At 71.1% G+C, this 11,429-nt stretch carries 12 protein-coding genes; 5 read left to right on the top strand and 7 right to left on the bottom strand.

The genetic code is table 11. The features are described from left to right. Positions 1-139 precede the first annotated feature (139 nt). Positions 140-1,363: a metallophosphoesterase family protein gene (locus tag MHY29_RS08695; protein WP_239240259.1), complete on the bottom strand. Its 1,224-nt coding sequence runs from the start codon at positions 1,361-1,363 to the stop codon at positions 140-142. 311 nt (positions 1,364-1,674) lie between these two features. On the opposite strand from MHY29_RS08695, the gene MHY29_RS08690 reads away from it, so the two are divergent. After that, positions 1,675-2,412, top strand: coding sequence for a DUF6318 family protein (locus tag MHY29_RS08690; protein ID WP_239240256.1), 738 nt, complete (start codon positions 1,675-1,677; stop codon positions 2,410-2,412). Positions 2,413-2,473: 61 nt separating this feature from the next. After that, a complete protein-coding gene (locus MHY29_RS08685) occupies positions 2,474-3,376 on the top strand; it encodes a PKD domain-containing protein (protein WP_239240253.1) in 903 nt (300 codons plus the stop codon). Positions 3,377-3,458: 82 nt separating this feature from the next. Here MHY29_RS08685 and MHY29_RS08680 read toward each other — a convergent pair whose 3' ends face one another. Next, positions 3,459-4,274 (bottom strand): SOS response-associated peptidase, encoded by an 816-nt coding sequence (locus tag MHY29_RS08680; protein WP_224354982.1) that lies wholly within the window; start codon positions 4,272-4,274, stop codon positions 3,459-3,461. Between the two features lie 243 nt (positions 4,275-4,517). On the opposite strand from MHY29_RS08680, the gene MHY29_RS08675 reads away from it, so the two are divergent. Genes MHY29_RS08675 through MHY29_RS08665 form a run of 3 tightly spaced genes read left to right on the top strand, consistent with a single transcriptional unit; the run spans position 4,518 to position 6,921 of the window. Beyond that, positions 4,518-5,612: an S-(hydroxymethyl)mycothiol dehydrogenase gene (locus tag MHY29_RS08675; RefSeq protein WP_239240250.1), complete on the top strand. Its 1,095-nt coding sequence runs from the start codon at positions 4,518-4,520 to the stop codon at positions 5,610-5,612. Continuing rightward, positions 5,612-6,268 (top strand): MBL fold metallo-hydrolase, encoded by a 657-nt coding sequence (locus MHY29_RS08670; RefSeq protein ID WP_004167600.1) that lies wholly within the window; start codon positions 5,612-5,614, stop codon positions 6,266-6,268. Before MHY29_RS08675 ends, MHY29_RS08670 begins: the two co-directional genes overlap by 1 nt. Positions 6,269-6,300: 32 nt before the next feature. Further along, the gene (locus tag MHY29_RS08665) at positions 6,301-6,921 is read left to right on the top strand and encodes a uridine kinase (protein ID WP_239240247.1); all 621 of its coding nucleotides are present in this window, start codon (positions 6,301-6,303) and stop codon (positions 6,919-6,921) included. 31 nt (positions 6,922-6,952) lie between these two features. On the opposite strand, the gene MHY29_RS08660 is transcribed toward MHY29_RS08665, so the two are convergent. The 5 genes from MHY29_RS08660 to MHY29_RS08640 all read right to left on the bottom strand — a co-directional run. Then, the gene (locus MHY29_RS08660) at positions 6,953-7,723 is read right to left on the bottom strand and encodes a lipoate--protein ligase family protein (RefSeq protein WP_239240244.1); all 771 of its coding nucleotides are present in this window, start codon (positions 7,721-7,723) and stop codon (positions 6,953-6,955) included. After that, positions 7,720-8,586, bottom strand: a complete 867-nt coding sequence (locus MHY29_RS08655) for a thioesterase family protein (RefSeq protein ID WP_239240241.1) — start codon at positions 8,584-8,586, stop codon at positions 7,720-7,722. Before MHY29_RS08655 ends, MHY29_RS08660 begins: the two co-directional genes overlap by 4 nt. An 88-nt stretch (positions 8,587-8,674) precedes the next feature. Further along, positions 8,675-9,352: a methionine ABC transporter permease gene (locus MHY29_RS08650; protein WP_239240238.1), complete on the bottom strand. Its 678-nt coding sequence runs from the start codon at positions 9,350-9,352 to the stop codon at positions 8,675-8,677. Next, a complete protein-coding gene (locus tag MHY29_RS08645) occupies positions 9,349-10,443 on the bottom strand; it encodes a methionine ABC transporter ATP-binding protein (RefSeq protein ID WP_239240236.1) in 1,095 nt (364 codons plus the stop codon). Before MHY29_RS08645 ends, MHY29_RS08650 begins: the two co-directional genes overlap by 4 nt. A gap of 3 nt (positions 10,444-10,446) precedes the next feature. Further along, on the bottom strand, positions 10,447-11,429 hold a 983-nt coding region (locus MHY29_RS08640; RefSeq protein ID WP_370643490.1), incomplete at its 5' end, for a MetQ/NlpA family ABC transporter substrate-binding protein.

Genomic DNA, 11,429 nt, shown 5'->3' with positions numbered 1-11,429 from the left:
GTCAGAGGGCGGGCAGGGTCGCGGCGGCGCGCCCGGCCATGGGTGGGTGACGCGGCCCACAGTGCACCACGAGGGCGCCCACCACGGCACCGGCGGAACCCCCGGCGGTCACCAGGGGTTCCACCGGTGGAAGCGAGGCTCAGGCCTTCACGTAGGGCGGGAAAAGGACGGGCGTGGCCAGCGGCTGGCCCTCCGGGTTCATGTCGATCCCGAGGTCGCGGGCCCAGACGATGCGGGTGGCGCCGGCGTACACCGACGCGTTGCGCTCGTCGAGCTCGAACACGCGGGCGCCACGCAGGGTGTGCTGGTCCCAGGTGCCGTCGTTGAGGCCGTAGGGGTCGAAGCCGGTGCCGGGCGCGTAGCCGAGCTCCACGCCGTAGTAGTCGCCGGTGTAGGTGTTGACGTGGTCGTGGCCGCAGTAGATGCCCTTGACCTCACCGCGCTCCTTGACGGAGGCGTAGATGCCGGAGTTGACCAGGCCGTGGTAGACGTCCTCGTGCTTGACGCCGGTGATGCGGTGGCGGCGGACGGCCTCGGCGTGGTCGGAGGCCTCCTCGACGGCCTGGGAGGCGTGCCACATCATCTCGTGCTCGAACGTGGGGATGTGGAAGAACATGAGACCGGGGGTGCGCCTGCCGAAGCGAGCCTCGGTGGCGGCGGAGGCGTCCTCGTACCAGCGGATCTGGGCCGGGCGGATCCAGTCGTAGGACTTCAGGCCGTCCGTGGACTGACCGTGGGTGTCCGCCTCGGAGGCGTAGCGGCCGGAGTCCAGCAGCCAGATCGCGAAGGCCGGGGCGGCGCCGCGGGAGCCGCGCACCAGGATCTGCGCGTTGGTGTGGCCGGGGACACCGTCCATCTTCGGCGGGTTCACGTTGTGCTTGTACTGGCGCACGAACTCGAGGAGGCGATCCTCGGTCATGGAGGTGCCGTGCTCCTCGACGGAGTCCTCGTCGTGATTGCCGAAGGTGACGGCCCACTTCACGCCACGGGACTCCATCGGGGAGACGAAGTTGTTCAGCCCCTGCTTGACCTGGACGTCGGTGGTGGGTGAGCCGTCGATGACGTCGCCGTTGATCAGGGCGAAGTCGGGCTTCTCCTGATCGAGCACCTTCCCCATGAACTCGATGGTGCGGCGGTCGGCGGCGTGCCCGCCCTGCGTGTCATTGAACTGGACGATCTTCATGCGACGCGTGGCGCCGAACGCCAGCGGCATGGAGGCGCCCTGCGGGTGGCGCCCACCACGGGCCTCGGCCGGGACGGCCTGCGCGGCGGTGCCGGCGATCACGCCGGCGGCGGCCAGCGCTCCCCCGGCGAGCACGCCGCGGCGGGAGGGAGCGGTCGAGGTGGAGTGGGTCTCGGACATGGGGCGGTTCCTTCCGTCGATGCGGCGACGGCGTGCCCGCCACCGCGCCCGACGGTAGGAGCGGGAGGTTGCCCGGCCGTGACCGGGCCGTGGCGGGCACCCGGACGGTGCGGTGAACGGTTGCCGCGCGGGTGGCGAAAGGTGGACGGAGGCGCCACGCCGTGACCACGTCGACGGTGACGCCCTGTGGACGGACACAGCGGACCGGGCCGGTCTGTGCCTAGACTGCGCCTGGGCGTCACCGTCACGGGGACGCCACCCGCTGTGGGATCAGCGGGGACGCCCGAGGACGTCTTCCTGAGGAGGGGACCATGACCCTGCCCGCACCCCGGCGCACCCTGCGACGCCGTCGACTCGCCCGGACGGGCGCCCTGAGCGGCGCCCTGAGCGGCGCCCTGCTGCTGGCCCTCACCGCATGCGCCGGCGGCGGTGCGGACTCCGGCGCGTCGTCCGCGTCCACCACTACGACGGCGCCCGCCGCCTCGTCCACGTCCGCGGCGGCGTCGAGCTCCACCGGCGGGGCGTCGGCATCGGCGTCGGACGCAACGACCACTGGCGCAGCCGGTGAGTACGTGCCGGCCTCCTCGAAGGGGCCCGCGCAGAACGTCCCGAAGCCGGTCATGCCCGCCGCGGTGAAGGAGAACACCCCCGAGGGAGCCGAGGCCGCGGTGAAGTACTGGTGGGAGGCGGTGAACTACCTGCAGCAGACGAATGATCCGGAACCGCTGAAGTCGATCTCGATGGAAGAGTGCAATTTGTGCTCCGCTCACATCAAGACAATCAAGCGCATCTATGGCGATGGCGGATGGGCCACCGGGGAAAACTTCGCGGTCAATTCTGTTTCCATGGAAAAGAAGAAAGACTTCACTCTGGCGACAGTTGCCATCTCGACCGATGACTCCGCCACCTTCAACGCCGACGGCGTGAAGGTCGACCAAGCTCCTGCTGACGCCGGCACGGATGCACCGTGGGGTGTCCTCCTAAAATTTGACTCCAACAAGGGTCAATGGGTGGTCCGGGAGGCGGAATATGACTTCCAGGAGGGGTGACTTCCCCGCATGCATGGCGGTCTTGTTTGCGCTTATTTTTCTTGTCTCCGCAGTCACTTTAGTGACTCCTTCCCAGGCGCATGCCAGCAGCTGCGACACCGCGGGGCGCAAGGCCCAGCTGACCGACGACTCCTTGATAGTGGGCCAGCGTTGTCATAAATCGAGCATCGCCGAAATCGTTGGGGATGGCCTTGCCGACGACCAGGAGAAATCTGTCAAGGCGACATCACCCACCACCAAGGTCACCACCCTCCAGAACGCCTGCTATGAGAACCTTCCCGAGCCGGGCTTCGAGAACTGCGCCACCCAGCAGGAGCTCATCTGCGGGGACCAGAACGTGGCCTGGCTGCAGCCGAGCACCAAGGACACCGCGCGTCCGGAGGACGCCCCCGTCAAGGGGGACGCCTTCTGCGCCGACGGATCCGCCGCCCCGTCCGCGCCACCGCAGCCGTCCCGCCCGGCCGTGAGCATCGACGACATGGGCGAGGTGATCGCCCCCGAGCCCCGGATCCTCGCCGACACGGACGGGCGCGGCGTGCGCAACGCCGAGACGAACTTCTACTCGCCCGAGGCTGTCCGCCACGAGACCGCCGTCATCGACGGCGTCTCCGTGGAGATGCGCCTCACCCCGGTGTCCTTCATCTGGGACTACGGGGACGGCACCGCGCCGGTCACCACGGACGTCGGAGGCAATCCGCAGGACGGGTTCGACGTCCGGACGCCCACCAGCCATGTCTACGACGAGACCGGCACCTACGAGGTCACCCTCACCACGGTCTACACCGGTGAGATCCGCTATCCCGGACAGGGTTGGGAAGCCGTCCCCGGCACCATCCGGCGCACCGCCACACCCGTGACCGCAGACATCTGGACCACGTCCACACGCAACGTCGCCGACGACTGCTCCGCCGACGCCTCCGCCTGGGGCTGCGCCGGTCCAGTCGAGGCGCCGAACGGCGGCTGACGCCGCGGGCCCGTCGCCACAGCCACGGGCCCGGACCGCGAGCGCGATCCGGGCCCGTGGGCAACCCCTCCGGGAGACCTGCTCAGAGCAGGGCGTCCTGGACCTCGGCCGGCGGTGCGATGAGCTCCGGGCCGTTGTTCCGCACGTTCCCCACGGCCCGGCCCACCGGGCGCAGCTCCCAGCCGCGGGCGACGTCGTAGGCCTGGGCGGTCATCTCGTCCACCAGGGCGGCGGCCTCGTCGGCGGAGCCGAGCTTGTCAGGACTCAGCCAGGAGTCCATCGCGGCGGGCCCCATGGGCATGGGCAGGCGGTCATGCAGGTCGGCGAGTTCACCGAGCACGCCGGGCTCGTCGTCGGCCGGGGACGGCATGGTCAGGATCGTGGTGGAGAGCACCCACGGATCGTCCCCGCGGGCCTCGGCACCGGCATCCTTCCACCACTCGTAGAGCCCGGCGAACCAGATCACGGGGCCCTCGCCGTCGCCGCCGCCGGCCGGGTGGACGTAGAACGGCTGCTTCACCGCGGCCTTGCCGTCCGGCCCCGTGGACCCCGGTTCGGGCGCCTTCCACTCGTAGTAGCCCTCCACGGGGACGGCGCAGCGGCGAGCGCGCACGGCCGAGCGGAACGTCGGCTTCGACGTGACGGTTTCGGACCGGGCGTTGAACGCGCGGGACCCCACGGACAGCTCCTTGGCCCACGTCGGGACCAGGCCCCAGCGGGCGACGTGCAGCTCCCGGCGCACGACGCCGGCGTCCTCGCGCTCCAGGAGGATCGGGACGTCGGCGGTCGGCGCGACGTTCCAGTTCGGGCGCAGCTCCAGGCCCTCCTCGGGGAGCAGGCCCCCGCCGAGGGCCACCAGGTCACCGGCCGCGCGGGCCATCACATACCGTCCACACATGCGCCCGAGTCTAGGCACGGGGCCGCGACGCCCTCGCTGTCCGTGCCGCGCACGAAGACATGTGACACGCCGTGCACATCCCGCACGAAAACGGGCAACACGCCGTGCGTCTCGCGCACGAAAACGGGGGCAGGAGCCGATGTGGACGGGGAGCTCTCCGCGCCTCACGGGCTGTCCCGCCCGGCACGGCGTGATGGGATGGATCCACCAACGGACATCCCCACGACATCCAGGAGGAACAACGTGTCCCAGAAGGTCCGCGGCGTCGTCGCCATGGCGAAGGACGCCCCCGTCAGCATCGAGACCATCGTCATCCCCGATCCGGGACCCGGCGAGGCCGTCGTCGACATCAAGACCTGCGGCGTCTGCCACACGGATCTGCACTACGTGCAGGGCGGCATCGGCGACGAGTACCCGTACCTGCTCGGCCACGAGGCCACGGGTGTGGTCTCCGCGATCGGCGAGGGCGTCACCCACGTGGAGGTCGGCGACACCGTCATCCTGAACTGGCGCGCCGTCTGCGGCGAGTGCCGCGCCTGCAAGAAGGGCGAGCCCAAGTACTGCTTCAACACGCACAACGCGTCGCAGAAGATGACCCTCGAGGACGGCACCGAGCTCTCCCCCGCCCTGGGCATCGGCGCGTTCGCAGAGAAGACCCTCGTCCACGCCAAGCAGTGCACCAAGGTCGACGGCGTGGACTCCACCGAGGAGCAGGCCGCCGTGGGCCTACTGGGCTGCGGCGTCATGGCCGGCATCGGCGCGGCCATCAACACCGGCGAGGTCAAGCGCGGTGAGTCCGTGGCCGTGATCGGCTGCGGCGGCGTCGGCGTGGCCGCGATCGCCGGGGCGAAGCTCGCCGGCGCCACCACGATCATCGCGGTGGACATCGACGCCAAGAAGCTCGCGAAGGCCGAGGAACTCGGCGCCACCCACACCGTGAACTCGAAGGACGAGGACCCCGTGGAGGCCATCCGCGCGGTGACCGGCGGCTTCGGCGCCGACGTGGTCATCGAGGCGGTCGGCCGCCCGGAGACCTATGAGCAGGCGTTCTACGCCAGGGACCTGGCCGGCCGCGTCGTCCTGGTGGGCGTGCCCACCCCTGGCATGGAGCTGCAGCTGCCCCTGCTGGAGGTCTTCGGTCGCGGCGGCGCGCTGAAGTCCTCGTGGTACGGCGACTGCCTGCCGGAGCGTGACTTCCCGATGCTCGTGGACCAGTACCGTCTGGGCCGCCTGCCGCTGGACGAGTTCGTCACGGAGACCATCGCCCTGGACGAGGTGAACGAGGCCTTCGAGACGATGAAGTCCGGCGACGTCCTGCGCTCGGTGGTGGTGCTCTGATGGCGCGCATCGATCACCTGGTCACCTCCGGCACGTTCTCCCTGGACGGGGAGACGTTCGACGTGGACAACAACGTGTGGATCGTCGGCGGCGCGGAGCAGTGCGTCGTCATCGACCCGGCCCACGACGCCTCGGCCGTCTGGAAGAAGGTGAACGGCCGCCAGGTGCTGGCGATCGTCCTCACCCACGGCCACGACGACCACATCCGCCAGGTCCAGGAGTTCCGCCAGATGGTGGACGCTCCCGTGCTGCTCCACCCCGCCGACCGCATGCTCTGGGACGACGTCTTCCCCGACGAGGAGCCCGACGGCGCGCTCGCCGAGGGCGATGTCCTGCGCGTGGCCGGCGTCGAGCTGCGGGTGCTGCACACCCCCGGTCACTCCCCCGGCTCGGTCTGCCTGTACGCGCCCGCCCTGGGTGAGGCCGGCGACGACGGCGCCCCGACCGGCGTCGTGTTCTCCGGCGACACCCTGTTCCAGGGCGGGCCCGGCGCCACCGGCCGCTCGTACTCGGACTTCGACACGATCATCGAGTCCATCCGCGAGCGCCTGTTCCCGCTGCCGGAGGCCACCGTGGTCCACACCGGCCACGGCGACTCCACCACGATCGGCACGGAGAAGCCGCACCTGCAGGAGTGGATCGACCGCGGCCACTGAAGACGCGCCGAGGTGGGGAAGAATGGTCCCCCGTGACCATCCTCCCCGCCTCGCCCCCTCCCTCCGTGATCCTGCTCGGCGGCGCGTCGGGCTCCGGCAAGTCCTACCTGGCCCGGCGCCACGGCCGGCCCCACCTCTCGCTCGATGCGTTCTACCGTGAGCAGTCCGACGACGGCGCCGCGGGCGGGCCCGGCCCCGTGTTCCCGCGCACCCCGTACGGCGAGATCGACTGGGACCACCCCGGAACGTGGGATGAGCAGGCGGCCGTGGACGCCGTCGTCGAACTGCTCGAGGAGGGCGCCACGCGCGTGCCCGACTACGACATCTCCACGTCCTCCGTCCGCGGGCACAGCACCGTCGCGCTCGAGCCGGGCGGGGTGATCGTGGCGGAGGGCATCTTCGCCGAGCGCATGCCCGCCGCCCTGGACCGGGCCGGGGTCGGCTACGCGGCCTGGTACATCGACCAGGCGCGGACCACGACGGCGGCCCGCCGGTTCGTGCGCGACGTCGCCGAGCGTCGCAAGCCGGTGCCGTTCCTCGTGCAGCGGGGCTGGTCCCTGTATCGGACGGACGCGGCGCGCCGGGCGGCGGCCGTGGCGGCCGGCTTCACCCCGCGGCGCAAGCGGGAGATCATCGCCGACCTCACGGCCTGACGGCCCGCCCGCAGCCGGGCCGCCCGTGCCCTCAGCCGGAGGTGCCCGCGCCGAGGACGGCGAGCTGCTCGTCCACGACCTCGAGACCGGCGGCCGCGGCCCACGCCGCGTACTCCTCCCGCAGGGCCGCGGCGAACGCGGGCACGCTCGCGCCGGGGCGCACGTCCTCGGCCGCGCCCGCCGTGCGGGGGTCCATGTCCAGGCCGAGCTCCCGGTAGACGTCGACGAGCACGGCCCGCAGCGGGGCGGGGTCGGACACCACCACGTGGGTGGAGAACAGGAACGCCCCCTTCACCACGCGCTGCGCGGAGCCGGCCAGCTTCACCGGGTAGGCCGGCGCAGGACCCTGCACGGAGAACTCTCCCGGGCAGTACTCCCCCGGGATCTCGCCCACGGAGGCGGGCACGTCCATGCGCGCGAACGCCCGCACGAACAGGTCGGCGAACTCGGCGAACCGGGCCTGCTGCGTGAGCGCGGCGTCCTCCTGCTGGCTCAGGTGGTCCACCACCAGGCAGCCGTGGTGGTAGGCCGCCGCCCGTCCGCCGGCCCGGCGCACCGCCGGCTCGAAGCCGTGGGCCCGGGCCGCCGCGGCCGCGGCCTCGAAGCCGGGCAGCCGCGCGTCGCGCTGGCCGAACGCGACCGTCGGTTCGGGCACGTAGACGCGGATCAGGTCGTCGAGGGCCCTCCCCTCGGCCGCGGCGGCGCGGAAGACGGCCAGCTCGCCCATGGCCCAGTCGAGGTCGTCGGCGGCCCCGAGGGTCCGTTCCTGCACGGCCCAGCGCAGCCGGGGAGCTGCGCTCACAGGCCGCCCTCGACCGGCCAGGAGCGCAGGGTGAGGGTCTGCTCGACGTGGGCGAACGGGCCGTCGTCGTCGTGGAGGACGGTGCTGGTCAGGCCCACGCCGTCCGGGCCCACCGTCACCTGCCCCGCGAGGCCGAGCCAGGGGCCGGTGGGCTCGCGGTACAGGTGGATCTGCAGGTCCACGTTGGGGAAGAACCACCCGCCCGGCTTCGCCGGCAGGGCCGGGGCGATCCCGTTGGCCGCGTCGGTGAGGCTGATCAGGCGCACCAGGTCGCTCGTGCTCTCCCCCGCCACCATCTCGCGGTCCGTGGTGAGCCACACCCGGCCGTGGCCCGGCCCGTGGCCGGGCAGGATGACGCCGTCGAGGGAGGCGATGTACCCGCCTCCCCATCCGTGGAGCGCGTTGTGCGCCTGCGCCTGCGCGCGCGGCGGGAGGGGTTCGTCCGGCAGCTGGGCGACGGCGGAGGTGTCCGAGGTGGACAGCAGCCAGGCCCGCAGGGTCAGCACGGTGCGGCCCCGGGCGTGGAGCACAGACTCGACGAGCTCGATGGTGCGGCCCGGACGCAGGGTGCGCGTGACCACCTCGAGCTCGCCCGACCAGAGCGTGCCCAGGATGTCGTAGGAGAGCCGTCCCACCCGCAGCCCGGGGGTGGTCTCGTGCGCGGCCACCTCGTGCAGCAGCAGCCCGGACACCGCGGCCATGTGCATCTCCTCCTGCCGCCACGCGCCCTGGGCGTGCACGGTGGAGCGCACGCGGGAGGTGCGGACGCCGTCGGCGTCCACGGTGGGCTCGCCGAGGCGGACGTAGAAGGCCAGGGGATCGTCGGCGACGGAGGTCGCGGGGGTGGAGGTGATGTCGGTCATGGGCCGAAGTCTGCCAGAACGACGACGACGGCCGGTGACGTCCCCGCGGGGATGTCACCGGCCGTCGTGGCGTGGGCCGAGCCGGGGTTCAGCGGCGCATGACCTTGCGGGCGATGCCGTTGCCGATCAGCTGCAGCGCCTGGACGAACACGATCACCACGATCACGGCCAGCCAGGTGACCTCCGGACGGAACCGGTTGTAGCCCTCCACGATGGCGAAGTTGCCGACGCCGCCGCCGCCGATGATGCCCGCCATCGCGGACATGTCCACGAGGGAGATGATCACGAACGTGAAGCCGAGGATCAGCGGGCCGAGGGCCTCGGGCAGCACCACGGTGCGCACGATCCGCATGCGGGAGGCGCCCATCGCGCGGGCGGCCTCGATCACGCCGGGGTCGAGGGAGACGAGGTTCTGCTCCACGATGCGGGCGATGCCGAACGTGGACGCCCAGATCATGCAGAACACCACGGCGGTGTTGCCGATGCCGCTGCCGAGCACCGCGATGGTCAGCGGCTGCAGGGCGGCGATGAGGATGACGAACGGGATGGGCCGGATCAGGTTCACGACGAAGTTCGTGACCAGGTAGACGGCACGGTTGGCGAAGATGCCGCCCGGACGCGTGGTGTAGAGGACGAGCCCGACCAGCAGGCCGAGGATGCCGCCGAGGATGAAGGCCGAGCCGACCATGTAGAGGGTGTCCCCCACGGCGGTCATCAGCTCGGGGCCGTAGTACCCCCAGTCGAGGTTCTGGAATCGGTCGATCACTGGTGCACCTCCTGCACGTCCCCGGCGCCGGCCAGGTCCGCGACGAACGCGTCCACCGCGGCGGCCTCGCCCGTGAGCGCCACGGTGAGCAGGCCGTACGCGGAGTCCTTGGTGGCGGACATGCCGCCGTGGACGATCTCGAAGCCCACGCCGCGCGTCGAGGCGGTGCCGAGCACCGCCGAGACCGCGGCGGAGTCCTTGAGCGAGACCATGATCAGCCGACCCTCGGTGCGCGCCCGGATGCGGGCCACCTCGTCGGCATTCGGCCGGTCCTTGAGCGCCGTGGCCACGAAGGACGCAGCGTCGGCGGAGTGGGCGGGCCGGGAGAAGAGGTCGTAGACCTTGCCGGTCTCCACCACGCGGCCGGTGTCCATCACGGCGACACGGTCGGCGATCGAGCGGATGACCTCCATCTCGTGGGTGATGGCCACGATCGTGACCCCCAGCTCCTCGTTGACGCGGCGGAGCACGGAGAGCACCTCGTGCGTCGTCGAGGGATCCAGGGCGCTGGTGGCCTCGTCCGCGAGCAGGATCTCCGGCTCGGCGGCCAGGGCGCGGGCGATGCCGACGCGCTGCTTCTGGCCGCCCGAGAGCTGCTCCGGGTAGTGCTTGGCCTTGTCCGCCAGGCCGACGAACTCCAGCAGCTCCGCCACACGAGCGCGGCGCGTGGACCGCGGCCAGCCGGCCGTGTCCAAGGCGAACTCGATGTTCCCGGCCACCGTGCGGGAGGTCAGCAGGTTGAACTGCTGGAACACCATGCCGATGCGGGTGCGCAGCGGACGCAGCTTCGCCTCGGAGAGGTGGGAGACCTGCTGGCCCAGCACCGTGACGGTGCCCGACGTCGGCTTCTCCAGCCCGTTGATCATGCGGATCAGGGTGGACTTGCCGGCGCCGGAGAAGCCGATCACACCGAAGACCTCGCCGCGGTTCACGGTGAGCGAGACGTCGTCCACGGCTGTGACGCCGCGGCCCTTCTTGGCGGCGTAGACGCGGCTGACGTGGTCGAAGACGATGACCGGCTCCCCCGGGGCGCCCTCAGAGTGGCGCCCCGGGGTGACCGCGTCACGGTCGGACGAATGGGAACCTGCCATGGATCAGGCGCCCTGCTTCGCGATCGCGTCCTGGTACTGCTTCAGGGTCTCGTCGATCTGGGCGGCGTCGAGCTGCACCGGCACGCTGGTGCCGGAGGAGAGCTTCGCGGACTCGTCCAGCACGGCCTGCTCGTGGTACAGGGCCGCGATCTTCTTGTAGGTCTCGTTCTCGCGGTCCGCGCGGCGCACGGCGAAGCCGTTGACGAACGGCTTGGCGGAGTCGGCCTTGGGGTCGTCCTTGAACAGGGCGGTGTTCGTGTCGATGCCGGCGTCCGCCGAGAACGTGTTGTTGATGACCGAGCCCTGGACGGACTCGAGCGCGTTCACGGTCTGCTGGGCGGCCACGGTCTGGACCTTCACGGTGGAGGCGGCCTCGTCGATGTCCTTGGGCTCCGGGCGGATGGTCTCGTTGGACAGCTTCAGCAGGCCGGCGGCGACGAGCACGTTGATGGCACGGGCCTGGTTCACGGTGTCGTTCGGGATGGCGACGGTGTCGCCCTTCTGGAACTCGGAGACGTCCTTGTACTTCTTGGAGTACAGGGGCAGCGGGATGATCTCGGTGGTCCCGATCAGCGTCAGGTCCTTGCCGGAGGCCTGGTTGTAGTCGGCCAGGTAGGCGATGTGCTGGAACCAGTTCATGTCGATGTCGCCGTTGTCCAGCGCCGGGTTCGGCTGCGTGTACTCCGTGAAGTTGCGGATCTCGACGTCGATGCCGTGCTTCTCCTTGGCGAGCTTCACCAGGGCGCGGTGCGTCTCGTTCTCGGACACGACGCCGATGCGCACGGTCTGGGCGCCGTCGTCGCCCTTCTTCTCGGCCTGCGAGTTGCAGGCGGTCAGGGCGAGCGCGCCGACGGCGGCCAGGGACAGGCCGGCGAAGGAGCGGCGGGAGATGTTCGAGGGGGTCGTCATGGGGTTCTCCTTGGAGGACGGTGCGAGGCCGCCGGCGCGGGTGGGCACGGCGGGTGCGGAACGGTGCGGGGTGGGCC

The organism is Micrococcus sp. ACRRV, assembly GCF_022346985.1.
GTDB classification, from domain to species: domain Bacteria; phylum Actinomycetota; class Actinomycetes; order Actinomycetales; family Micrococcaceae; genus Micrococcus; species Micrococcus porci.
This window is presented reverse-complemented; position numbering and strand designations above follow the sequence as displayed.

Bases quoted from the DNA above. Each gene is read 5' to 3' on its own strand.
- MHY29_RS08690 (WP_239240256.1), top strand. From the start codon at position 1,675: ATGACCCTGCCCGCACCCCGGCGCACCCTGCGACGCCGTCGACTCGCC.
- MHY29_RS08695 (WP_239240259.1), bottom strand. From the start codon at position 1,363: ATGTCCGAGACCCACTCCACCTCGACCGCTCCCTCCCGCCGCGGCGTG.
- MHY29_RS08645 (WP_239240236.1), bottom strand. From the start codon at position 10,443: ATGGCAGGTTCCCATTCGTCCGACCGTGACGCGGTCACCCCGGGGCGC.
- MHY29_RS08680 (WP_224354982.1), bottom strand. From the start codon at position 4,274: ATGTGTGGACGGTATGTGATGGCCCGCGCGGCCGGTGACCTGGTGGCC.
- MHY29_RS08655 (WP_239240241.1), bottom strand. From the start codon at position 8,586: ATGACCGACATCACCTCCACCCCCGCGACCTCCGTCGCCGACGATCCC.
- MHY29_RS08670 (WP_004167600.1), top strand. From the start codon at position 5,612: ATGGCGCGCATCGATCACCTGGTCACCTCCGGCACGTTCTCCCTGGAC.